The 25,284-nt window shown below is 40.4% G+C and carries 15 protein-coding genes; 8 read left to right on the forward strand and 7 right to left on the reverse strand.

Features of this window, described 5'->3' with window-relative positions:
- Window positions 1–50 precede the first annotated feature (50 nt).
- The 6 genes from RMB13_RS20155 to RMB13_RS20180 all read left to right on the forward strand — a co-directional run bounded on the left by RMB13_RS20155 (window position 51) and on the right by RMB13_RS20180 (window position 7,433).
- Window positions 51–2,279, forward strand: coding sequence for a primosomal protein N' (locus tag RMB13_RS20155; RefSeq protein WP_080026222.1), 2,229 nt, complete (start codon window positions 51–53; stop codon window positions 2,277–2,279).
- 76 nt (window positions 2,280–2,355) lie between these two features.
- Window positions 2,356–4,200, forward strand: coding sequence for a monovalent cation:proton antiporter-2 (CPA2) family protein (locus RMB13_RS20160; RefSeq protein WP_311086165.1), 1,845 nt, complete (start codon window positions 2,356–2,358; stop codon window positions 4,198–4,200).
- A 164-nt stretch (window positions 4,201–4,364) separates the two neighbouring features.
- Window positions 4,365–5,240 carry an Hsp33 family molecular chaperone HslO gene (gene hslO, locus RMB13_RS20165; protein ID WP_080026220.1) on the forward strand — a complete coding sequence of 292 codons (876 nt, stop codon included), beginning with the start codon at window positions 4,365–4,367 and terminating at the stop codon, window positions 5,238–5,240.
- Between the two features lie 137 nt (window positions 5,241–5,377).
- On the forward strand, window positions 5,378–5,989 hold the full coding sequence (locus RMB13_RS20170) for a LysE family translocator (RefSeq protein ID WP_311086166.1): 612 nt from the start codon (window positions 5,378–5,380) through the stop codon (window positions 5,987–5,989).
- Window positions 5,990–6,135: 146 nt separating this feature from the next.
- The gene (locus RMB13_RS20175; protein WP_311086167.1) at window positions 6,136–7,092 is read left to right on the forward strand and encodes a DnaJ C-terminal domain-containing protein; all 957 of its coding nucleotides are present in this window, start codon (window positions 6,136–6,138) and stop codon (window positions 7,090–7,092) included.
- An 11-nt stretch (window positions 7,093–7,103) separates the two neighbouring features.
- On the forward strand, window positions 7,104–7,433 hold the full coding sequence (locus RMB13_RS20180) for a chaperone modulator CbpM (RefSeq protein ID WP_151743562.1): 330 nt from the start codon (window positions 7,104–7,106) through the stop codon (window positions 7,431–7,433).
- Window positions 7,434–7,663: 230 nt separating this feature from the next.
- On the opposite strand, the gene RMB13_RS20185 is transcribed toward RMB13_RS20180, so the two are convergent.
- The 3 genes from RMB13_RS20185 to rpsO form a co-directional block, all read right to left on the reverse strand.
- Window positions 7,664–8,875 (reverse strand): magnesium transporter CorA family protein, encoded by a 1,212-nt coding sequence (locus RMB13_RS20185; protein WP_045436888.1) that lies wholly within the window; start codon window positions 8,873–8,875, stop codon window positions 7,664–7,666.
- 85 nt (window positions 8,876–8,960) lie between these two features.
- Window positions 8,961–11,048, reverse strand: a complete 2,088-nt coding sequence (gene pnp / locus RMB13_RS20190; protein WP_311086188.1) for a polyribonucleotide nucleotidyltransferase — start codon at window positions 11,046–11,048, stop codon at window positions 8,961–8,963.
- A 265-nt stretch (window positions 11,049–11,313) separates the two neighbouring features.
- Window positions 11,314–11,583, reverse strand: coding sequence for a 30S ribosomal protein S15 (gene rpsO / locus RMB13_RS20195; protein ID WP_002114951.1), 270 nt, complete (start codon window positions 11,581–11,583; stop codon window positions 11,314–11,316).
- Window positions 11,584–11,794: 211 nt separating this feature from the next.
- Here rpsO and RMB13_RS20200 point away from each other — a divergent pair, with 211 nt between their 5' ends.
- Complete coding sequence (locus tag RMB13_RS20200; protein WP_311086168.1) at window positions 11,795–13,093, forward strand: serine hydrolase domain-containing protein; 1,299 nt, start codon at window positions 11,795–11,797, stop codon at window positions 13,091–13,093.
- A gap of 693 nt (window positions 13,094–13,786) precedes the next feature.
- On the opposite strand, the gene recD is transcribed toward RMB13_RS20200, so the two are convergent.
- The 3 genes from recD to RMB13_RS20215 form a co-directional block, all read right to left on the reverse strand.
- Entirely contained in the window at window positions 13,787–15,538 is a 1,752-nt protein-coding gene (recD, locus tag RMB13_RS20205; RefSeq protein ID WP_311086169.1) for an exodeoxyribonuclease V subunit alpha, read from the reverse strand.
- Window positions 15,539–15,646: 108 nt separating this feature from the next.
- Window positions 15,647–19,345, reverse strand: a complete 3,699-nt coding sequence (locus RMB13_RS20210) for a UvrD-helicase domain-containing protein (RefSeq protein WP_311086170.1) — start codon at window positions 19,343–19,345, stop codon at window positions 15,647–15,649.
- Window positions 19,346–19,348: 3 nt separating this feature from the next.
- Window positions 19,349–22,984, reverse strand: coding sequence for an exodeoxyribonuclease V subunit gamma (locus tag RMB13_RS20215; RefSeq protein ID WP_311086171.1), 3,636 nt, complete (start codon window positions 22,982–22,984; stop codon window positions 19,349–19,351).
- Window positions 22,985–23,153: 169 nt separating this feature from the next.
- On the opposite strand from RMB13_RS20215, the gene RMB13_RS20220 reads away from it, so the two are divergent.
- Window positions 23,154–23,660, forward strand: coding sequence for a hypothetical protein (locus tag RMB13_RS20220; protein WP_056483103.1), 507 nt, complete (start codon window positions 23,154–23,156; stop codon window positions 23,658–23,660).
- Between the two features lie 22 nt (window positions 23,661–23,682).
- Here the strand turns inward: RMB13_RS20220 and RMB13_RS20225 are convergent, their stop codons facing one another.
- Entirely contained in the window at window positions 23,683–25,101 is a 1,419-nt protein-coding gene (locus tag RMB13_RS20225; protein ID WP_004640882.1) for a hypothetical protein, read from the reverse strand.
- Between the last annotated feature and the right edge of the window lie 183 nt (window positions 25,102–25,284).

Genomic DNA, 25,284 nt, shown 5'->3' on the forward strand with positions numbered 1-25,284 from the left:
TCCTCTTCACGACGCTATGCCGTTTTTTAAAATTGACGAAATGAGCCTCTATGACCATAACGCCAAAGCCTGATTCAGTTGTTTATCGTGTGCGTGTTGCCGTACCTGTGCATCTGTACGACACTTTTGACTATACACTCACCGAAGCACAATATGAACGGGCTCAAGTAGGCTCACGCGTCGCTATTTCATTTGGGCGACAAAACCTGATTGGTATCATCACTGAAAAAGTGAATCCACATGAGCCATTTACAGGCAACTTTCAGCTTAAAGCCATTTCTGAACTTTTAGATGAACAGCCTATTTTAGATGAACAAGTTTTAAGTTTATTGACATGGTCCGCACAATATTACCAATTTCCAGTTGGCGAGGTCATGCAAACCGCTCTTCCGGCTATACTGCGTCAGGGCAAACCGATGGACGTTTTGTTCCATCTCTGGAAAATTACTCCATGCGACAATGTTGAAGCACTGCTTAAACGTTCAGTAAAGCAACAAGATGCTTATCAGATTTTAAAGTTACATCCTGCGGGAACAACAGAGAACATTCTCAATTTAAGTGGCGTAGAAACTGCAACACTTAAAGCGCTAGAAAAGAAAGGTTTGGTTGAATGTACGCTTGAACCACACGACTTTAGCCCTACACCTGTTCAATTGGCGCAAATGCCGCTCACGCTAAATGAAGATCAAAAGCAAGCAACCCAACAGGTTATTAAAGCACAGCATCAATACCAAGCATTTTTGCTAGATGGCTTAACGGGTAGCGGTAAAACTGAAGTTTATCTACACATCATGCACGAGGTGCTAAAGCAAGGTAAACAAGTACTGGTTTTGGTGCCTGAAATTGGTTTAACTCCTCAAACCATTTCGCGTTTTAAGTCTCGTTTTAATTGTGATATTGCTTTATTGCATTCAGGCCTCAACGACTCCAAACGCTTACAAGCATGGCAACAGGCACAGACAGGAAAAGCATCTATTATTTTAGGGACACGCTCTGCCATCTATACACCGCTGCCACGTTTGGGCTTAATCATTTTAGATGAAGAACATGACCTGTCTTATAAACAGCAAGAAGGCTTCCGTTACCATGCGCGTGATGTCGCACTATACCGAGGACACTTACAAAGCTGCCCAGTGATTTTAGGTTCGGCAACACCAAGTATTGATAGTTATTATTTGGTCGAAACTGGCAAGTTAACTTCACTGCAACTCAACAAACGTGCTGGACATGCACTTTTGCCTAAAATGCATTTGATTGATCTTAAAATTGTCAAAAAACAGCATGGAATTAGCCAGCCTCTCATTGAACAAATCAAACATACTTTAGCTAGAAAAGAACAGGTTTTAATCTTTTTAAACCGTCGTGGTTATGCACCTGTACTGGTTTGTGAAAGCTGTGGATGGCAAGCCAATTGTCCACATTGTGATGCACATTTTACTTTGCATACCCAGCCTTATTCTTATTTACATTGCCACCACTGTGGAACCATTCATCGCCTACCAGATCATTGCCCTGAATGTCAGCAAAAGAGCTTAAAAACACTAGGCGCAGGAACAGCTAAGGTCGAAGAACACTTACAAGAATTATTTCCAGAGCATGACGTGATTCGGGTGGATCGTGACAGTACCAGTCGTGTCGGAAGCTGGCAAAAAATCTATGATCGCATTCATCAAAACAAACCAACAATTTTGCTCGGCACTCAAATGTTGGCAAAAGGTCACCATTTCCCACATGTGACTTTGGTTGCCATTTTAGATATTGATGCAGGGTTACTCAGCGTAGACATCCGTGCGCCAGAACGTACTGCGCAATTGATTGTTCAAGTGGCTGGCCGTGCAGGCCGTGGTGAGCATAAAGGCCATGTCTATTTACAAACCTTAAGACCAGATCACCCACTCCTAACCACACTCATCGAAAAAGACTATCGTGCGGTTGCCAAACAAACATTGGCTGAACGTAAAGTTGCTTTGCTACCTCCTTATCGCTATGCCGTACTCATACGTGCAGAGTCGAAAGATCGAGACTATACCTTGCATTTTTTAAATGAAGCTGCTGAGCAACTTCGCCAAGTTGCAGGTGAGATTGTTGATATTTGGGGACCTATTCCAGCACCGATGGAACGTAAAGCGGGACGCTATCGTGCACACATGGTGATTTTATCTGCCGACCGCGCTCGTCTACATTTTTACTTAAGACAGTGGTGGTCTCAATTGGTTCATGCACCAAGGCAGCATCAACTCAGGCTATCAATTGATGTTGATCCGCAAGAATTTAATTAGATGATTTGAATATCATGGTGTGAAGACGTCTTTTTCGTTTTACACTTAAAAGAGACTAATACATTCGAGGCAATGGATGTCATTCCTACTGCAAGCAACTATCTTTCTTGGAGCTTCTCTGATTTTAGTCCCTCTTGGCAAACGCCTAGGGATTGCAACAGTTTTAGGTTATTTATTTACAGGAATACTTCTGGGTCCTAGTGTTTTAAATATTGCTCATGACCCTGAAGCAATTATGGAACTTGCCGAATTCGGTGTCATTTTATTGATGTTCCTGATTGGTTTAGAATTAAGACCACAGCGTTTGTGGGAAATGCGTGACTCTATTTTTGTAATGGGAAGTCTGCAAGTTCTTATTAGCGGTGGCGTTCTTATGCTGATCGTACTCTTCCTATTTCAACAGCAACTTGCTGTCAGCTTTGTGATTGGTTTTGCGCTGGCACTGTCTTCTACAGCGTTTGTATTACAGCTTTTGACTGAAAAACAGCAACTCAACACGACCTATGGTCAGCAGTCTTTCTCAATTTTGCTATTCCAAGATATAGCTGCGATTCCGTTACTTGCAATTATTCCATTACTCGCAGGAACAGAATCTACCCATCATGGTGTGGCTTATTTTGCGGCTATCATCGCAACATTCACTGGTCTATTTCTATTTAGTCGTTATGTGATGCGTCCATTTTTCCGTTTTGTTGCCAAAAGTGGAGCAACTGAACTCATTACGGCGGTAGGATTATTTATTATTCTTGCTGTCGTTTTGCTGATGGATACATTAGGAATTAGCACGACATTAGGTGCTTTCCTCACAGGCGTATTATTAGCAGATTCCGAATTTCGTCACGAAGTTGAAGCCAGTATTGCACCGTTTAAAGGCCTACTACTTGGCTTATTCTTTATGACCGTGGGTATGACTACTCAACTGTCACTATTAATTGAAATGCCGTGGCTTATTATTGGTGGAGCAATCGGCTTATTGCTCATCAAAACACTGATATTGACCGCCATTGCACGCTATAAAAAATACAGTTGGAATAACAGCCTACTATTAGGAACTTGTTTAGCGCAAGGCGGTGAGTTTGCTTTCGTCATTTTAAGCTTAGCTAAAAGTGAAAAGATTTTAACTCAAGCTTTATTAGAACCTGTGACTCTTATTGTGACTTTGTCGATGGTACTCACACCAGTGATTTACTGGTTTATGGCATACAAGGTCATTCCACTGTTTAATAAAGAACGCCCACCTGAGTATGATGAAATTCCTCAGCAAGAAAACCCGATAATCATTGCTGGTTTTGGTCGGTTTGGACAAATTATTGCGCGTATTGCCCGCCTGCAACATCTAGGGTTTACCGCAATTGATAACAATCTTCATCAAGTTGACTTTGTCAGACGATATGGTGGATCACTTTATTATGGTGATGTAACCCAACCAGATTTACTGCGTTCTGCGGGTATTGAAAAAGCTAAAGTATTTATTTTAGCGATTGATGATGTCGAAGATTCTATGAATGTGGCACGTCATCTCAGATTAAATTATCCAAACTTAAAGTTATTGGCTCGCGCTCGTGATCGCCATCATGTACATCTTTTAAGAGATTTAGGCGTTGAATATATTTGGCGTGAGACGTATTTATCTTCATTAGGAATGGCTTATCAAGCCTTACGAGAACTCGGTATCTCTGACGAGCAAGCCTATAACAATATCGAAATCTTTCGGGATTATGATGAGAAATTGCTCATACAACAGCAAAGTATTTATACTGATGAGCAAAAGATCTTTGAGACGCATCGTAACGCTTTAGCCGAACTTGAACATCTATTTGAAAGTGATGCTCAACAACAAGCCACATCAAAACACGATGTGAATTTAAAGCGTCATTTACAGCCAAATCGCATTGATATTACAAGAGATCATCTAGAATAACTTGAGATTTCAAAAAATGGCTATATTAAGGACTTATTCACATTGCCTAAATAATTGGACAATGGACACCAAGCTGTCCTTTGTCCTACTTGCGGCTTCGCTGCATTCCCTAAGCTTGCTTAAAACTAAATTGTTATAATCTACTTAGGGCCCTGGAGAATATTATGTCTGATTTACGCCAACGCTTTTATATTGAGAACTTTCCAGTTCGTGGGGAAGTAGTTCATCTAGAAGAAGCACTACAAACTATTTTAGCTCAACGTGACTATATGCCTGCGGTTAAAATTTTGCTAGGTGAAATGTTGAGTGCGACTGCATTACTTGCAAGTACATTAAAAATCAAAGGTCGTATCAGCTTGCAAATCCAGGCTAGCGGCACCTTTAAATGGGCAATGGCTGAATGTAATCATTTAGGTGAAGTTCGTGCTCTCGCCGATTATGAAAGTGATCCACGCTTCATTGAAGCAACAGACAGCAGCACAGTTCTCGGCGCTTTAGTTAACCCCGTTTTATTTATCAATATTGAACCGGAATTTGGCGAGCGTTACCAAGGCATTGTACCTCTTGATCAAGCAAATTTAGCGGGTTGCCTCATGCAGTATTACGACTTATCTGCACAAATTCCAACTCGAATTGTGCTAGCGAGTACTGCTAAGCGCTCTGGTGGTTTACTCATTCAGCTTTTACCACGTCATGATGACGAAGAGCAAAAGTTGGTTGATGAAGATTTATGGCCACGCTTGACCATGTTAACCGAAACATTAAAAGCTGAAGAGCTCACCAATTTAGATGCAACCGAGATCTTATATCGTTTATATAACGAAGAAGAGGTCCGTTTACCAGAAATTGAAGCACTCAAATTCGGCTGTACATGTTCAAAAGAACGCTGTGCTAATGCACTGATTCAAATTGGTGTAGATGCTGTTCATGAAACGTTAGAAGAACAGAACCCTATTCGTATGGACTGTCAGTTCTGTAATACGCAGTACACCTTTACCGCTGAAGAAGCTTTAGCGTTATTTGGTGAGCATTTGAGTTAGTAGTTAAATTTTATAAAAAGGCGGATATACCGCCTTTTTATTTATCCTTATTTTTTGATGATCGTTTTCAATATCTTATTTTAAATAAGATAATATAAGATTACTTTATAGCCCAATAAATAAGATACTTATATTCCATGAATTATTTTGATTATTTTCTATTTATTTTTAGCGTCATTATTATGATTGCTACCCCCGGCCCTGTCATGATTTTAGTTGCAAGCGCTGGACTTAAAGGGGGCTATAAAAAAGCTCTTGAAACCATTTTTGGGACCAATTTAGCCTCACTTATTTTAATTTTTATTTCAGTACTCGTTTTAAAGGGAGTACTGAGTGTTAACGATAGTTATCTCAATATTATCCGTATTTTAGGCTGTCTATATATTGGATATTTAGGTTTCACTATTCTTAAAGAAGTCATTCAGGCACCTCACCCAGAAGCAATACAAACAGTTTCGGCACAAAATGGTGGCTTCAAAAAGGGCTTTTTTGTCGGAATATCCAACCCTAAAGATATTATTTTTTTCTCAGCTTTCTTTCCCCAATTTGTTTCTATTACACCACAGCTCAACCTAAGTTTAACCATACTCACCCTGACATGGATTGTTTTAGACTTCTTAACTTTATCTCTGGTTTATGTATTTTTCCACCGTCTTTCTAATAGCCATTTATATCCAAAAATATTAGGGCTTTGTGGTCTATTACTTCTATTGATTGCTATTTACGGCTTGTACCAAACTTTTATCTAACTAATGAGAGGTATAGCCCTAATCCATCTATACCTCTTTCTCTCAATTTTATTTTTTAATAGAACAACTCTTATACAATCTAGCTTATTGAAAACTCTAAAAATCGTTTCATAATGAAATAAACCACACCATCCTGATAAAACATTATGGCTAAAAATTATTATGAAGAATTAGGGGTTACACGCAAAGCCTCTGCTGATGAAATTAAGAAAGCTTATCGAAAATTAGCTCGTAAATATCATCCTGACATCAGCAAAGAAAAAGATGCCGAAGAAAAGATGCAGGCAATTAATGTTGCCTACGACACGTTAAGCAATGCAGAAAAAAAAGCTGAATATGACCAGTTATTAGATCATCCACAAGGTTTTAATAACTTTGGTCAGGGTGCTGCGCAAGGTGGTTTTGATGGAGCACAGTTTTATCGCCAGGGCTTTACAGGTGGTGAGCAAGCAGACTTTAGCGGTTTTGAAGATTTATTTGGCCGCTTTGGTGCAGGATTTGGTGGTGGTCAACAGCAACATCAGAGACAACAGCGTAGTTATCGCGGTGAAGATCAACATGCCAGCATAGAGGTCGATCTTGATATTGCCTATCATGGATCAACGCAACAAATTACCCTGCAAATTCCGACCGTGAATGCGTATGGCGAACCTGAAGTTCAACGTAAAACCCTTCAAGTCAAAATACCAAAAGGTATGAAAGAAGGTCAGCAAATCCGCTTAAGTGGACAAGGACAAAGTGGTATCAATGGCGGTGCTAACGGCGATCTCTATATTGAAATCCAGTATAAAGATACAGATCGCGTTCATGTCGAAGGCAGTGATGTATATTTGACTGTAGATGTCGCTCCGTGGGAAGCAGCGCTAGGTCAAGGTATTGAAGTAAAAACACCAGCTGGACCTTTGCATGTCAATTTACCTCACAATGCAAAACAAGGACAACAGCTACGTTTAAAAGACAAAGGGATACCTAATAAAACACCAGGGCATTTATACTTAATCTTAAATATTGTATTTCCACCTGCACATTCTGAAAAAGAAAAACAAGCCTATCAGCAACTGGCTGAAGCCTTTGCTTCATTCGAACCTCGTTCATCTCATTAGGGAGCAAGATTATGACAACCATTCATTATCGAGAAATTGTATATGACGGCCATACCTTTAGTGCTGAGGTCGTTGATGAACAATCCACATTTGATCTACAAGAATTTGCACAAGCTTGTGGTCAAAGTCCCGACTGGATTATTCAGCTAATTGAATATGATATTTTATCGGTCAATACTGCACCTGAAACCCATCAGTTTATGGGCGAAGATGTCTCTCGTGCTCGTAAAGCTTATCGTCTACAACGTGACTTTGACGCAAGTTTGGCGGCAGTTGCAGTGATGTTAGATTTGATTGATGAAGTACAACAACTTAGAAAACAGTTGAAGCATTTTCATTAAGATTTTTTCTTCTAAATAATCTTTCACACAGGTATGAGCTAACGTGATGGGCGGCATGGATGCCGCCTTTTGGACTGCGGTAACATGGATGTACCGTCAGTCCAAGGAAGGGGTTTTGTTACTTTTGCCCAGTCAAAAGTAAGGATATGCCTAGACAATAAGTATCAAATTAATCCCTAAATTTGAGGCAGTACTAACAAATCAACTTTACTGATCTTTGAAAATTCCTATTACTTCAACCGAGTAATCTTCTCCACTTCCTTCAATGTCTGCTTAATCGGTTCATATTCCAAAAACCAAAATAAATTCATCCGATCTTGACGGTGTTGTTGGGCCAATAAATCAATGACACTTCGTTCACCTCGCCCCACCAAATGCTGTCGATAAAAATAGTACAATAGAAAAATTGTACTAAGCAGCATGACCCCTAGCATAATCCAGAAACCAACTGGCGATTTAAGACCAGGAATAAACTCAAAATTCATTCCATAAATACCCGTTAAAAGAGTAAGAGGCGCAAAAACGGCGGTGATAATTGCAAGAATCCGCATGTTTTCATTGGTCTGGTTCGCAATGGCTGAAAAATGCAGATCAATTGCAGACTGAATGGCGCTACGCAACCGTAATGTATGTTTTTGAATACGTTCAACATGACTCATTAAATCATTTAAACGCACCAGTAAAATATCTTGTGAATTGTGGATATGCTTGCCAATCACATGGTGGTAATTTTCTACGATTTCATCTCTAAACTCTTGCAAGCTTTCAATTTGCTCCTCGCATAGATTTTCCACTTGCTGAAATGCCATATTTTCATGGAATAGTTGATGCCATTGTTTAAAACGACGATTACCCTGAAGCAATTGCTGTTGCCAATGCTCGACTCTTCTCGTCAATGGCGAGCGAATATCGAGATAGCCATCAATCATACTGTTTAACAACCGTAACGATAAATCGATCGGTGAATTTGGTAATTTACGGGTTTTATTTTGCTCTTCTAAAGTTCTACATAAAATGTTATCAAGACGTTGAATATAATTTTCAATAGACTTGTTTCCCGGCTCACGCACACTAATCAGCACATCTGGCGTCAAAATAAAGCTAATTGGTGTAGTCGCCAAACCAAAAACACTGTCTTGGGATTCAGCAGGTTTAATTTCATCATCAGGCGTAACTAGCTTTTTAAAAATCAGTAAGTCATATTCTTCAAGCGTGTCAAAGGCGCAAGGATGTTCAATATTCGAAATATCCCGCATATGAAACTCATTAATAACTACGCCTGAAAGCTTTTGAATCTCTTGTTGCCATTCTTCATTATGATTGACCACATCCGCTCTGAGACTATCAATCCAGAAAAACTCTAGAACATGTTCACTATGCTGTTCGCGGCTTAAAAAGACATAGCCGTCGCTTTGATGGCGATAAAAGTAATAAACCTGCATACCACGATGATCTGTTTTTGTATTACTTGCATCATGCCATAAAAAAAGTCCGCATCAAGCGGACTTTTTCATGTCACTAGAACAATTATGCTTGTTCAATGTCTTTCATAGTCAATTTAATACGACCACGATTATCAACATCAGCAACTTGTACTTTAACTTCCTGACCTTCTGTAAGAACATCAGTTACGTTCGCAATACGTTCATTTGAAATTTGCGAAATGTGAAGAAGACCATCAGTACCCGGCATGATGTTTACAAACGCACCGAATTCTACAATACGGATTACTTTACCGTCATAGATCTTACCTGGTTCAACTTCAGCAGTAAGTGCTTGAATTTTTGCAATCGCAGCACGAGCAGCAGCTTTAGTTTCACCAAATACACGAACTGTACCATTGTCTTCAATATCAATTGCAGCTTTAGTTTCTTCAGTAATGGCACGAATCGTTGCACCACCTTTACCAATAACATCACGGATCTTGTCTGGATTGATGTTAATGACTTCAAATGTCGGTGCATGAGCGCTGATTTCAGGACGAGCACGTGAAATGACTTTATTCATTTCGTTAAGGATGTGCATGCGACCAGCAAATGCTTGGTTTAATGCAACTTCCATAATTTCTTCAGTAATACCTTCAATCTTGATGTCCATTTGAAGTGCAGTAATACCATTTGCAGAACCTGCTACTTTAAAGTCCATGTCGCCTAAGTGATCTTCATCACCCAAGATGTCAGAAAGTACTGCAAAACGCTCACCTTCTTTCACTAAGCCCATTGCGATACCAGCAACTGGTGCTTTAAGTGGAACACCCGCATCCATAAGTGATAATGACGCACCACATACAGAAGCCATTGAAGATGAACCGTTAGATTCAGTAATGTCAGATACAATACGAATAACATACGGGAAGCGGTCAGCTGCAGGAAGAACTGCTTGAACACCACGACGTGCTAAACGGCCATGACCAATTTCACGACGTTTAGGACCAGATTCACGACCAGTTTCACCTACAGAGTATGCAGGGAAGTTGTAGTGCAACATGAAATTGTCAGTTTTCGTACCTGACAATGTATCAACCATTAGTGCATCACGAGTATTACCCAAAGTTGTTGTTACCAACGCTTGAGTTTCACCACGTGTAAATAATGCAGAACCGTGAGCACGATCTAATACGCCAACTTGAACGTCGATACCACGAACAGTTTTAGTATCACGGCCATCAATACGTGGTTTACCTGACAAGATGTTGTCACGTACTGTACGGTATTTAAGTTCTTCAAATAATTCGTTTACTTCGTCAGCAATACCAGTTTCGTCATTTTCAGGAACGAACTGAGCTACAGCTTCTGCATAAAGTGCATCAAGTGCTGCATAACGATCTTGTTTAACCGCAATCGTATATGCTTCAGAAATTTTAGCTTCGAAAGCTGCTTTTAATTGCTCAAGAAGAGCTTCGTTTTTGCTTGGAGCAACCCAAGTTGATTCAACTGCACCAGCAGCAGCAGCAAATTCTTTAATTGCTTGAACAGCAATTTGCATTTCGTCATGACCGAAAAGTACAGCACCTAACATTTGGTCTTCTGAAAGTTCTTTCGCTTCAGATTCAACCATCAGTACCGCAGATTCAGTACCCGCAACCACAAGATCAAGATCACTTTCTTTCAATTGTTCGTGGGTTGGGTTAAGAATGTATTCGCCGTTGATTAAACCAACACGTGCGCCTGCAATTGGACCACGGAATGGAACAGCTGCAATTGACATTGCAGCTGAAGCACCGATCATTGCAGCAATGTCAGCATCCATAGTCTTATCAGAAGAAACAACAGTCGCTGTCACTTGGATTTCGTTATAGAAACCTTCTGGGAACAATGGACGAATTGGACGGTCAATAAGACGTGAAATTAAAGTTTCAGCTTCAGACTGACGGCCTTCACGTTTACCATAACCACCTGGGATACGACCCGCAGCATATTGTTTTTCTTGATAGTTAACTGTTAACGGGAAGAAGTCCTGACCCGCTTTTGCTTTAGGTTGAGCAACTACTGCAACTAAAACAGTTACGCCGCCCATTGTAACTAAAACTGTATTTGCTTGACGTGCAACACGACCTGTTTCTAAAACAACAGTGTGTTGACCATATTGGAATTCTTTACGAACGATATTAAACATTGACATGTATTGTATTTTCCTAATTTTATTCTAGTGAGACCCCTAAGGTTTGGCATTCAGACTACACCGATTGGTAGATAAATGACAAAGCTTAGAAGCCATCACACTAGACCAAAAATTTTAAATAATGTTAAAAGTTAAACGCAAAGAAGGAGCGCACAAGCGCCCCTTCTAAAAATCACTTAATCTAAAATTAAGTGAAACTCTCTTTTCAGCAATCAAGCATTGCGACATGCGAAATAGCGAAAACAAAGTGAAAATCGAATTAACGACGTAAACCTAAAGCACCGATCAAAGCAGTGTAACGACCGTGGTCTTTACCATTTAAATAGTCAAGCAATTTACGACGTTGGTTAACCATACGAATCAAACCACGACGGCTATGATGGTCGTGTTTGTGAGCTTTAAAGTGACCTTGTAAATCATTGATTTGAGCAGTCAATAAAGCTACTTGTACTTCTGGTGAACCAGTGTCATTTTCAGCGCGAGCAAATTTAGCAATGATCTCTGCGCGGTCTGCATTAGTTAAAGCCATTCGATTTCTCCGAGATGCTTAAAAAAAGTAAACGATATGAATCAGTTGAGGCAACTGACTGCCGTGCATCACTACAGCAAGTCGCCTATTTTAAGGTATCTATAGGTGGATTGCAAAATAGTTTTCAGTAACTTGTCATTTTAGACACTGACATGAGCATATTAACTCTGCACACTACCCTTGAATAAAAAGAAATAAGCGCGAGGAACGTGTGAAAATTTTTTCAACCAACACTTGTCCAGTACCGGACAATATTGAGCAAGTTATTCGTCGTAAAGATGAGGTTGCTGCCGAACAGGGTGGAATGACTGAACGCCAGATTCAAAAAATCTGGAACAGTGTAGAAGCATTATATAAAACCGGAAATTATCCACTTATTACTTTTTGTCTACGTCGACAAGGTAAAGTTTTGCTGAACAGAAGCATTGGATATGCCCAAGGGAACTCTCCGGCAGGACTTCAAGAAAACGCTCTGATTGCGACTCCAGATACACCTGTTTGCCTGTTTTCAGCATCAAAGATGATCACCGCCATGTTAATTCATCTATTAGATGAAAAAAGCGAAATCAATTTGCTTGATCCTGTGAGCTACTATATTCCGGAATATGGCGTAAATGGTAAACGCCGTGCGACTATCTTTCATTTATTAGCACATCGTGGCGGCATTCCCTATATAGACGGCGATGTCACACCAGAATTACTCTTTGATAAAGATCAAATTTTAAAACGTTTATATGCTGCCAAACCTGTGTCTCCTGCTGGAAACCACCTTGCCTATCATGCTGTTACGGCGGGTTATATTTTAGGAGAAGTGATTGAGCGGGTGACTGGGCAAGATTTACGTGAATTTGTGCATCAAACTATCGAAAAGCCGATGGGAATGCCTTATTTCAACTATGGTTTAAAACCAGAGTACCGCTCAGAGGTTGCTTTAAATTGTGCAACGGGCCTACATCCTCGCCTTGGTACCGACCACTACCTGAACCATGTATTAGGTGGAGGGTTACAACTTGCAGTTGATGTCACTAACGACAATCGTTTTATGGACACAATTTGCCCAGCCGGAAACATCTATACCAGCGCAGAACAAGCTGGTCGTTTCTTTGAAATGCTTTTAAGTGGAGGAAGCTATGGCGGTCAGCAAATCTTCAGTGAGAAAACGATTTTCAGGGCAACACTGCCGACTACAGGCGTTAGCATTGATCGTACTTTATTAATTCCAATGCGCTATGCCTTAGGACCAATGTTAGGTAGTAACCCTGTAGGTCTTTTTGGTCCAATGACAGGACAAGCTTTTGGTCATTTAGGGTTCTCTAATATTTTATGTTGGGCCGACCCTGAAAGAGATATTAGCGTGTCTCTATTAACAACGGGCAAATCTGTCGTGGGAACCCACCTTCCTGCTTTAGCCAACGTGCTTTATCAGATTTCGACACAATGCCCACGCATTCCTAGAGATCAGCGCCGATCTTTGTTTGGTAGCGACTCACACGAAACTAACTTAGTGTAAAAGCAAATAAAAAACCCAAGCATTTCTGCTTGGGTTTTTTGCGCTGTAGTTTTTGTTTATCGTGTTATTTCTGTTTTTATTATCGTTGGTGAGATGCTAGTCACATCCTTCTTGTTGTTTTAACTCACTTCCAGTGTCTTTGTTTCTATTTCCTTATGTGATGTATTGTGACACATCCAATTATGAAGAAAAGTAGTATTTTTCTTATCATCATGTAAGTAAAAACGTACAGGTCTGTATAATATTTAGTAAATAACCATTTTTAACATTTAACGTACAGTTCTGTATAACATATAACTTAACAATTCACAGGAAAAATGGCTGTTTAAAAATCATATTACAGATAAATATATTGATATAAATTTTTAAAAGAAAACATACTAAATAGAGGTCTAAAACAGATCTTTTTTGATAATTTTTTAGAAGTAAATTAAAACGTGAATATAAAAAAGCCCTGTAGTCTCTCCCAAAACTACAAGGCTTAGCGGCTGTAAGTTTCCTCTTTATACACCTACATCATTGTAAGTTCGCAGTCTCTCGACTTAAGCTATTATTATTGTGCGATTTTGCCCGACATTCCGTGCCAAGCTCGTTGTGTGTTTATAATCTCAAAAACGTGGGGTGTACTCTAGCAGCAAATATCTCGAATCTATGTAAGCTTTTTCTTACAAGGGTAAAAATATTAAGTTTGTCTTAACGAACTAACCGATTAACTTTCTGAACTAAACCACTTTTTCGTGTAGTACGAACTGTAAATGCCTGAACTAAAGCTTCTGGATGAACCAAAAGACTCACTACTTTTTTAGCTCGTGTAATCGCAGTGTAAATGAGCTCCTGACTTAATAAATTCTTTGCAGCCTGATCAAGAACCACAGCAGTATGTGTAAATTCAGACCCTTGCGACTTATGAATTGTTAAAGCAAATGCACTTTGGATACTTTTAGGTAACCGGTTTGCCGCCACCCATTTATTTAAACTTGGAAAATATACTTCAAACTGCTGAGGCTGAGTTCTATGTTCAAAACATAGGCCAATATCTCCATTTGAAATACCAAGTTGATAGTCGTTATAAGTCATCATTACCGGACGACCTACATACCAACCACCCACTGTAACTATTGATAACTGTTGTTGTAGCCAGCGCTGTGCGTACTGATTTAACTGCTGTAAGCCAAATGGGCCATGACGGACCGCCGTTAAAATACGGTAGTCATCGAATGCTCTTACTACGTTTTGAACCTGTTCAATCGAGTGTTCTTCTTTTAAATAATTTTTTAGGCTCTTTACATAGCCTTGAAAACCTAACATGAGTTTCTGATAATAAATTTCGACTTCTGTGTGATTCCCTTCCGGTAAATACTCAAGCTGAACCACATCTGGCATGTCATTTTGTAAAACTATAGGCTTTAATTCAGAAACCTCAACAATATCAATCTCAAATTGCTGCAAAACCACTTCATGATTTTGTTGATAGGTTTGTGCCTGAATAAATTTAGCAACTTGCCCAATCAACGCCCCTTCAGCAAAACGACGACTGGTTTGTAATTGTACTCTGTTGTCGGCTAGTGCCTGTATTTGTTGCAAGTCAGCAAGTACTGCACCTACATCAACGGAAGCGAGCTGATTTGCATCTCCTAATAAAATAATTCGACAAGACTCTGGCACAGCCTCAAATAAAAGAGTTGCCAGATTTAAATCCAGCATGGAGGCCTCATCCACCACAATCACATCGTAAGGAAGCGGTTGTTTTTGATTAAACCGTGGTGTTTGGCTATGCCCCATTCCCAATAAACGATGAATCGTTTGTGTTCCCTGATTTCTGAGCTCTTCACTCATTAATCCGGACTCAAGCAATTTAGGGTCATTAAACGAGTTCTGCAAGGCCTCTTGCATGCGCTGTGCTGCTTTACCCGTTGGAGCAGCCATCGCCACACGAATATGCGGAATTGCTTGGCTAAGCACAGCAATAATACGTGCAAGTGTATAGGTCTTACCTGTACCCGGCCCACCCGTAATAATACTCAAGCTCTGCCGAGCAACCATTTGTAAAGCTGCCTGCTGATGAGGGTCTGTGAGTAAGCTTATATAGTCATCACAAGATACAGGCTGAATTAATTGTTGCTTTAATCGACAAATTTGTTCTGCAAGGCGTTGCTCTAGGTGCCAATATCGGTATAATGCCAACCCCTGCTCATCGTAGACGCATGGTGCAACTTTTGAAGTCGCTTGATCGGCTGATATAGCAAGTTGACCAAGTGCTGCAATTTGCTCTGGACTGACATCGATACAGCTATCACCTTGCAAGCTAGCTTCAATAAGCTGCTGTAAATAAGAAGCGGTATCTGGCACTTGTGATTGCTCAGTAAATGGAGCCTGATTTAAGAAGTTACTCCACGTTGTTAACCAGCTTAAATCGGCTTGTTCAGGGCTATTTAGATTGTCCACACACTTATCCACCTAGTTTTCCACACGCTTGTCCACATGGTTATAGACAGGCTTATCCACATGTCAAGTATTTGTTAATCTTAAAATTACCTAACTTATCAGCATTTTTCATGCGATTTTATCCTCAGCAAAATACCCCAAAATGGCATCAAGACGCAGAATAAACTCAATACTAGGTTGCCAGTAATAATACCCCTGCTCTGCTTCACCATTCATGCCACGCAAATAAAGATAAGTCGCCCCACCTAAATGTTGCTCAATTTGGTAATCCTGCATTTTGACTTGCAAATAGCGATGTAATGCCACCAAGTATAGACCTGCCTGTAGCCAGTAACTTGCCAAAGACATGCTTTGTGCAATGTTATCGCTACGATAATCTGCAAGATCTTCTCCTAAATAATTACTTTTATAATCGGCAATGTGATAGCGCTGTCCATCAAAATAAACCAAATCGATAGAACCATTGAGATAACGGGCCGAACGCGCTTCAAGTAGCTCCGGCATATTTAGGCCATATTCAGCAAAGAGCTGCTGAACACGAGTCATGGCTAAAACCCGATCCGACAATGCCAAATAAAAAGGAAACTCCGACAAATGCTGCTCTGGTTGAAGTTGATTCAATCGGAAGCCCTGATAGAGTGGTGTTCGTAAAACATCTTGCAACCACTGTGCAACTGACTGATAAAGCAGATTCTCGGCGTCTTCTTCCTCTGGGAAGCTCTCTTTATATGTACTGAGTAAATCTAGCCAGAGACTACTATAATCATTTTTAAAACGACGACGTATTTCTATGACCCAGTCATCTGAACATTGAAAATCGATATGCTCAAAAATTTCATGCAGGAAATTACCAGCAAGCGTTCCTCGCGGAAAATTATTCTTTATCCAGTCAATCGGCTGAGCACTGATTGTTTCAACAGTGTTGACCAAGTCCAGCTCATCTTCTGCTAATACAGCATCATTGCTCTGACTCGCCAATAAATCTGTGCCAACCTTATGTTTTAAATGCTGCGCCAAGTAACTGAAACTGGTTTTACCACGAGAATAAAAACGTTGCTCAGGAAAGCGTTGTGCTTGTAGTTCAATAATACTGGTTTGCTTAGCTAAATGAATTGCCTGTGGAATCTGCTCCAAAACCATTTCATCTGTACAGCAATGGTGCTGAAAAGGCTCATTCCTATTTTTCCAGAAAGCTAAGCCTGAAACTGATTTACCATCAGCATCTTGTAAAACGGCATAGACACGGTGACTCGCGCGCGTTAAAGCGACATACCAAAGACGATTCTGTTCAGCTAATGCCCGCTCTTCATGTTGTTTAAGTTCAATTTCATTCAAATATGTCTTGTCAGCAATCGCAACGACTCGTTGAGTCAACATCTGGCTTGAGTCTGGCTGGACTACATCTTGGGTCGAAAAATTCAGAGTTTTATTATTTTCTCGAAACGGCTTGTCTGCACCCAACAAAAAAACAATTTTAAATTCCAGTCCTTTTGACTGGTGAATTGTCATGAGCTGAACGCCAGCTTCGCTCGACAATTTACGTTCTAACTCCCAATCACGATCAAGAGGAGAACGCAACTGTTTGAGATACCAATGATAGAGGTTTTGCGCGCCTGAGTATTTCTCACTGTGCTGACTCAAAATTTCAGTCAAATGACGCAAGTTCACCACAACTCGTTCATTATCTTTGCTTTGAGCAGCCACCAAATTTTGCCAGATATCAAACTGGATGAGACATTGTTGCCATGCCACTAAAAAGCCCTGAGCGGACCACAACTCTCTAATAGTGTCAAAACCAGTCATGAACTGGCTTAAGCCTTCTGCTGTCTGCTCAAGCTGTAATAGTTGTTTTAAATCCATAGCGAATAGACGGCTAATTAAAGCCCGCTTCACTTTTGCCTCATCGTAAGGGTGAAGTATTGCTGTCAATAAAGCACCGACGTCTTGAGCAATCGTGCAATCAAAAACACTTCGTTTCGATGGACGATTAACCCGAATGCCTAAACGCTCTAACTCATATTGAACTTTATCAAGCCCATCATGATTACGGGACAATACTGCAATATCATCTTCGTTTAAGACTTGAATCTGAGAGTCTTTTTGAAAATATAAACGACCCTCATGAGAACGGTTGAGTAAATCCCGAATCTTCCATGCAACTTGCTGAGCCTCTGTTTCTTTATCTTTAAGCATCAGCCAGCGCAAAGGATGAGGATTATTATTGTTGTGTTCAATCAGTACAGGATGAGGTCGAGTACCTGCCCGAATCGGGTCATATTGAACCTGTTCACCAAAGTCAATTTGCCGTTGAAATAAGGCATCGACCACTTCAACCAGATCGGCTACCGAACGGTGGTTATGAATTAACTTATATTCGCGCCCATGTTTAGCTTGAATATCCTTATAGGCATTTAGGAAGGTGAGCATATCCCCGCCACGGAAGCCGTAAATTGCCTGTTTCCGGTCACCCACCATAATCATGCAGCCTTTTTGATAACGCTGCGGATGGCGCCAAATACTGGCGAGCATGTCGTCTTGATCTTGGTTAGTGTCTTGAAATTCATCGACCAAAATTAAGGGATAACGCGCCTGAACAAATACTGCAAAACGTTGTCCCTGCTCGCCTTTTAAAGCATCAGACAGTGTACGGATTTGCTGAGAAAAGGTCGTTTCGCCTTTATTTTGTAAAACCTGCGGTAGTCGTTTTTTAACTTCGACACACAAATAGGCCTTCAAATAAATATGAAGTTGGTCGAACTGCTCAGCATAGTTTTTCAGTACACCAAAGAGTTGCTGTATTTGCTGAACTGTAGGGTGTTGATAGAAACCATCTGAAATTTCAGCCGGACATTTTTTAAAAACTTTCTGATCGGCAATTTGACCTAAAAATTTAAAAACAAGTTCACGCTGTGCTGATAGCGACCCATCAAAAACTAAAATACTGTCGCTTTGCGTTAAAACTTGCAGTAGCTGCGGTAAACATTCACTAAATAATTTATTAAAAGCGCCGTTTCGAAATACCGTACCGCTCACATGCTTATAGTGTTCGCCATCAAGCTGGTAATAGTGCTCTAAAAGGCTTAAGTCAATTTCTGTCGCCAACTGTTTGAGCTGCGCAAGTTGCTCAAACTGAATAGTGGGTTTTTCAGGAAGTTTAAAATGAGCAGAACTAAAATTAAGTGAGTCTTCGACAAGTTTGACAAAACTATCGACGCTCTTAAGTTCACCTGCTAGATACAAAGCATCAATCACGGTTTGAGGCTGAGACTGTATCCATTCACGTAGTACATCATGAATGAGTTGTCGGCTATAAGTTTTTGCATCATCGGTAATTTGAGCACGTTCAATTTTGCCACTCTCAAAAGCAAACTCACGTAATAGTTTTTGGCTGAAGCTATCGAGTGTTCCAACAAATAGCTCATCGAACTGATCTATAACTAATTTTAAACGCTCACACGCATAGGCAATTCGCGTCGCAAAGCTTTTTAAAATGTGTTGGAGTAACAAATCAGGCTCTTGCTCGGCCTGCGTAATTAATTCGTGTTCTGTAAAACTGCGCTTCGTCTCTAAATAACGATACGTTTCGACCAAACGGGCACGAATACGGCTTTTTAACTCGGCAGCAGCAGCACGGGTAAACGTGGTCGCAATCACTTGTCGAGGCAAGTACTTTTCAAGAAAAATACGGACCATCAAGCTCGATAAAGTATAAGTTTTTCCTGTACCTGCCGAAGCTTCAATTAAGTGTAATCCACTAAAATCAATATCAATAATAGGTTGATAAGACACCTGTACTCTTGAGTTCATGTCTTACTCCGAATGTTGAAATTGAAAAACTGGATGGTACAGATCATACGCAAACTCATCACAAGCATGTTGAAGTAAAGCTTGTGCATCTTGTTCTTGTAAAATAAAGCTCCAGTCTTTATGTAGCTTGCAAGCTTCATTTTGAGTCATATCCATCGTGGTAAATGACCCTGTTTCATTCCAGTATTTTAACAGCTCAGCATAGCTCTTCTCATCCAGTTTTGCTTTTTCTGCCTGATCTGCCGTTTCCCACTGATATGCTTTGGCTTTTTCTAACGGTTTTAATAATAAGGCTGCTGGCAAAACTAGTGGTTGTTGTTGTGCGTAACGCCAGATTTTAAACCATGGTTGTAAATATTGCCGAGCCTGTTCAGAACTCACTCCACTACAAATCACGGTTTGATCGCTAAAAACCACAATACGGCGTTTTTCAGCTCCGGCACTTCCCTCATTCAAATAAGCTAACCAAAGTAAGTGTTCCAACCAGACTTTCGCGCGTCTTTTTGCCCGAGCGCTTGAAGGCTCCATGCTGACCCAATCCTGAGTTTCAGACTTTGGAACAGTAATATTCATATGAAGCTGTTTGGCAATTCGCCAAACTCGCTGAGTCGTTTGTGTGACTGCTGGCGCGTATTGATGGAGGCATTCAAGCAGGCACTCTTGTTCAAAAACACCTTGCTGCCACGCGCTATATTTGACTTTGCCTACAGGCAATTGATCAAGTAATACCTCAGGTTGTGCTTGTTGATCAGATTGCTGTAAAAAATGTCGAATCGCATAACGTCCTAAACCATCTAGTAACAAAGGTTCATTTTGGTCGAGCAGTCCGACACTTCCTAAGTTTTCGACACCCAAGGTTTTCAAATATAGTCGTGCGGGGAACGTCACATCCTGTATCCATTGCTGGCTATCTAAAACCAACATGTCAGGCACTTGCAGCGGATAGGTCGTATTCGCCCAAGGTTGACGGTTTCCTGAGACTTGCTGAATTTGTGAAGCAACCTTAAACCAATGATCTTGGTAACGAACAACACTTTTTTCTACATTAAAACCTTTCGGATCGAAAGGCTGTAAGTGATGGAGGTAATAAAGCTGCTTTAACTGTGATGGAATCTCAATCCCTTCAACAACTACATTTTCAGGTACATCGTCTTCGGCTTTTACAATCAAGGCAAGGTGTTCACGGAACTCTTGAAGAATACTAGAAGGTTCTCTCACCTCGCCATCATTCACATCAAACCCGTTATAAAACAGCCATAAATTTTCTTGGGCTAATAATAAAGCATCTAAAAAAGCACCCTGATCATCCTCAAGACGAGAGCGGTCTCCTAACTGTTGGCGCAATGCATCCATTAAATCAAATGGAACGTGTGTATCACGGTTTGGGAATTGCCCTGCATCAAGATTTAACATCACCATTAAGCGATAAGGGAGGGGTCGAATATGTCCAATTTGGGCAAAGGTAATCTGCCCAGTCGGTTCCGCTTGTGCACTTTGGCTTTCTAAGGTCCGTTGAATTTCTTCAATAATATAAGGTAGAGGCAAGGTAATTTTGCGCAAAGTTCCTGTTTCTGTCTCTGCGTAATAACTTGCGAGCGTCAACATTCGCTCTTGTTTTTTGACAATTTCCCGAACAGCTTTTAAAGCAGCAACACCCACCTGCTCAAATTCGACAATATCTTTACCCAGTACTTGGAGCCAATATTCAACCGTATAGACTTGCCCCTGTTCATGTAGGGTTAACCAATCACGGCGCTCATTCAAATCTTGATAAATCTGAATGAGTGTACCAATCAACTCAAAATCACCTGGTTGAACTTTGGCATAACTCAGCACTTGATTAAATGTTTCATGTACAGGCACAGCAATACCTAGAGCTAATCGCTCTAAAGCAAATTTAAAACTATATCGATAATCGTCATCACCCTCACACAAACTGCGCTTGAGATGCTCTGCATCCAATCCTCGTTTAAACCCTGCATCGGCAAGTAAATTTAAAATTCGCTCAACCTGAACATATTCAAGTTCGTATCGTTGCTGGGTCGCATGCAAGCTTAACCAGTCAGCAAAATCATCAAAGCTAAAACGTCCTTGCATCAGCTGAATACGCCCAATCACGGCACGCCAAGCATTAAGTGCATCGAGTGAGGCAACACCTGCAATTTTCACTGGTAAATGCACACTCTGCTCAGTGGCGGTTGCAGGAAATACACTCCGAATTAAAGGCTCTATGTCGGTCAAATTAGGAACTAAAACCAAAATATCATTTGGACGACGCGGCTGCTCATGTGTTTGGGCCAACCAACCAATCAATTGCTCTTTTAGTACTTCAAGCTGACGTAAAGTAGAATGGCAAACGTGAATCTGAATAGAGTCATCGTCTGGAGCAAGCTCATATTGCTTAACTTGGGGTTCCACCAAATGCAAAATATCGGATTGAACTTTACCGAGTAAACTTTCAGGGAAATCATCCACAAAAGCATCAACCCATTTACCCTCTTCACCCGTAGATAAATTTGATAATAGCGAAAAGTGGTCGCGGGCTTGTTTACCCAATCTTGTTAAAAGTGGATGTCTGGACTCACGTGCTTCAGCATTAAAGTTGAGTGTAAATTTATTAAAGAAATCGCTAATTTCAGCATCCGTTGCCTTAGGATTTTTCGCAATAAAGCGCTCTTTTACCCCTAAGTCATAACGCTGTTTCCACAGGGGATCAACGCTATCTGCCCAATATTCTTGCGAAGGGTTATAGTGCAAAATTAGCACATCAATATATTGCCCTAAACGACGCAAGAACTGTAACTGGCTTGGCGGTAAATCCAATAATGTAAAGATCACCACCTGATGAGGTAATCTTGAAATAGCCCATTTACTACGATCTGAATGTTCGATCTCTTGCCAAAACAACGCATCAATTTGCTGCATCTGCAAAAAGTCATCATGAAAATGTTGCTGCCACAACCACCGCTGCCAACGTTCTAGCTCTTGAGTTTGATGCAATGCAAAAGCAGTAACCTCTTCGTCTTTTTGCACAATATATTTTTCAATATCGAGCGCTCGCCCCTGCCCCCAAGCAGCCAACCAGTTCTCTGGACACGTACAACTATTTTCACAACCACGCTGACACTGTCCACGATAAATCATGTAGTTACTAAATAGATCGGCAACCTGCTCAGCGACCCAATACAGCATTTTTTGTTTTTTTAGTTGTTTATCTATGCCTTGCTCAAGTCGGTCTGCGCTGTCATAAATGCGCTGAACAATAGAATGGAGAGGATGTGAGGTATCTATGCTAATTGCATCAGGTTGTATAAATTCATACAAAGCCTGATGAACCCGCCATTTAAAAATTAAACGTGGGATGTTCGCTTTACGGACCTGTTCTTTATGGGCAGTTAAAACTTGCTGATAGGCATACCACTGGAAACCTCGTACCCGTTGATGAAACTGGTAATTGGCACTCATGCCTTGCTGTTCTGCAAGTTTCTGTATTAGCCACTGCTCAACCGCAGGACTTGGAACAACAAAATGCTGTGTTTTCAAAACCTGTAAAGGATGCGTTGAAGTTTGCGATGTAGACGCTAATACACCTTGCAACAACACATCAATACGTTGGCTTTGAATAACATGAATCCCCATTTATTTCATATCCTGCTTGCATAATTTATGCACAAAATCATAAACATTCATTACTATACAACTGAATCTGACTATGTCACGTTGGTTTAAACACAGCATAATTTAACTTTAGGTGTCACTTACGCTTGGTTTAAATGACGCCATCAAGAAACTTACACAGGTAGACATTATGAAAATTGATAACATTCCTGACTATATTGATCCTAGCCTAAATCTGGAACAAATTCGCGATGAGTGTCGTGACCTCATCAAAAAAAGAGCTTACGTCTCAGCAGGAGCGGCAATTGTACCGATTCCGTTTTTAGACGTGGTGATAGATTTAGGAATTTTGTCGTACCTTATTCCAGATATCAATTCCCGTTTTGGCTTAGCACCTGAGCACGTGAGTGTTTACGACCCAAAAACTAAAACAATTCATTGGGATGAATTACGTAAACGCGGTTTTGAATTTTCAGGTTTTGTAGTGGCACGTACTACTGTTAAAAAAACATTTAATGGTTTTTTGGGCAAAATCGTAACAAAACAGGTGACTAAATTTATACCGCTAGGCGGACAAATTGTAGCAGCAAGTTTAGGCTATTTCATGATGAAAAAAATAGCAGAAACTCACCTGAATGACAGTTACAATCTTGCAAAACGTATTCAGCAAAAAAGCCGTACCACTATTGTAAATTAGTAGGTACCTTATGGCTGAGAGCTTAATCTGCTCTCAGCTGTTTTAAAACTGCCTTTAATACTTCTAGACGTGCAGTATATTTATCATCAGTTGCAACAATATACCAAGGTGCGTATTCAGTACTGGTTCGCTCAAACATATCTGCTGCCGCTTTTAAATAATCATCCCACTTATCACGATTACGCCAATCCTCTGCGGTAATTTTAAAGCGTTTATGAGGCGTCTCTTCTCTGGCTTTAAAACGTTGCTCTTGTTCATCTTTACTAATTGCCAGCCAAATTTTTACTACAATCGTTTGACTATCAAATAAATCTTTTTCAAAACGATTAATTTCGTCATAAGCACGCTGCCACTCTAAAGGCGAAGCAAAACCTTCAACACGTTCAACAAGTACACGCCCATACCACGTCCGATCAAAGATCGTGATTTTTTCAGCCTCATTAATACGGTTCCAGAAACGCCATAAATAAGGATGTCGTGCCTCGTACCGTTCAGGTGCTCCAATACAGTGAATATCATATTCACGCGGATCTAGGTTTTTAACAATTCGCTTAATTGCACCACCTTTACCAGCGGCATCCATCCCCTCAAAAGCAATCACGACATTACGTTTATCAAAACGCATTGCATCAGCAATTTTTTTGCTGAGTTTATCGAGCTCTTTTTTATATTCAGCTTTTTCAAGTGGCTCATTAGAAGGTTTTAATAAACTCTCTGGAATTTTAGCTTGTTGCCATTTTCCTTTAACTTCAGTTTCATGGTCAGGAAGTTGACGCATGTGTTGTAAAAGGTATTGAGCAAAAAACTGATCGCGTTGTGTTTCATCTTCGCCATCAATAATGTACCAATCGTCGGTAAAACGGCGGCGTAACTTTTGCAAAGTGTCATATTGTTTTTTATTACGCCAGTCTAGGCCGTGGAGCTTATGCCAGTGCTGCTCTGACGGGTCAATTTTGTCTAAACGTTTTTGGAGTGATTTCCATGAAAGGTCGAACCAGACTTTGACCACATCGACATAATTATTTTTCAAATCTTGTTCGAATGCCCGCATACTTTCAACGTAAGCATCAAATCGCGCCTCATCTAAAGGTTCAGACACATGCGTTGCCGTAACAAGTAAATCGCTATACCAATTGCCAAACATCACCACAATTTGACCTTCGGTAGGAATAAACTCCGAATAAGATTGCCAAAATGCTTCTGTATCTGTCAGCACACGTGGTGCATCTGCTTTTACCCGCAAATATCTTGGGTCTAGCCACTCGCGAAGCTGCTTAACCGCCTCGCCTTTTCCAGCCAGTTCAATACCACTCATTAAAATGAGTGTACTTTTAGCATTCGGCTTCCCTCGACTTTCTTTTAGAGCATATTGTGCTTCAATCAAATCGACCGAAAGCTGTTCTTCATCTCGAATTTCAAATTTTGGTTGTTGTTCACTCATAGTCCACGACTCTAATGATTTATTGTTTAATTTCGATGATCTTTAACTTATGCGGTTAAATGATGAATTGCTATACAAATTATGTCATTGCGACCAAATCCCCGATAAAAATTGACGCATGAATCATTTTTTTTACATCTTCTCGCCATAGTACAAGGTTACAATGCCTCTTATGATTTTTTG

The organism is Acinetobacter sp. V102_4, from assembly GCF_031799005.1.
In the GTDB taxonomy this organism is placed as follows: Bacteria; Pseudomonadota; Gammaproteobacteria; order Pseudomonadales; family Moraxellaceae; genus Acinetobacter; species Acinetobacter calcoaceticus.

Coding starts and splice junctions, on each gene's coding strand:
- RMB13_RS20155 (WP_080026222.1), top strand. CDS start 51: ATGACCATAACGCCAAAGCCTGATTCAGTTGTTTATCGTGTGCGTGTT.
- RMB13_RS20160 (WP_311086165.1), top strand. CDS start 2,356: ATGTCATTCCTACTGCAAGCAACTATCTTTCTTGGAGCTTCTCTGATT.
- hslO (WP_080026220.1), top strand. CDS start 4,365: ATGTCTGATTTACGCCAACGCTTTTATATTGAGAACTTTCCAGTTCGT.
- RMB13_RS20170 (WP_311086166.1), top strand. CDS start 5,378: ATGAATTATTTTGATTATTTTCTATTTATTTTTAGCGTCATTATTATG.
- RMB13_RS20175 (WP_311086167.1), top strand. CDS start 6,136: ATGGCTAAAAATTATTATGAAGAATTAGGGGTTACACGCAAAGCCTCT.
- RMB13_RS20180 (WP_151743562.1), top strand. CDS start 7,104: ATGACAACCATTCATTATCGAGAAATTGTATATGACGGCCATACCTTT.
- RMB13_RS20185 (WP_045436888.1), bottom strand. CDS start 8,875: ATGCAGGTTTATTACTTTTATCGCCATCAAAGCGACGGCTATGTCTTT.
- pnp (WP_311086188.1), bottom strand. CDS start 11,048: ATGTTTAATATCGTTCGTAAAGAATTCCAATATGGTCAACACACTGTT.
- rpsO (WP_002114951.1), bottom strand. CDS start 11,583: ATGGCTTTAACTAATGCAGACCGCGCAGAGATCATTGCTAAATTTGCT.
- RMB13_RS20210 (WP_311086170.1), bottom strand. CDS start 19,345: ATGAACTCAAGAGTACAGGTGTCTTATCAACCTATTATTGATATTGAT.
- RMB13_RS20215 (WP_311086171.1), bottom strand. CDS start 22,984: ATGGGGATTCATGTTATTCAAAGCCAACGTATTGATGTGTTGTTGCAA.
- RMB13_RS20220 (WP_056483103.1), top strand. CDS start 23,154: ATGAAAATTGATAACATTCCTGACTATATTGATCCTAGCCTAAATCTG.
- RMB13_RS20225 (WP_004640882.1), bottom strand. CDS start 25,101: ATGAGTGAACAACAACCAAAATTTGAAATTCGAGATGAAGAACAGCTT.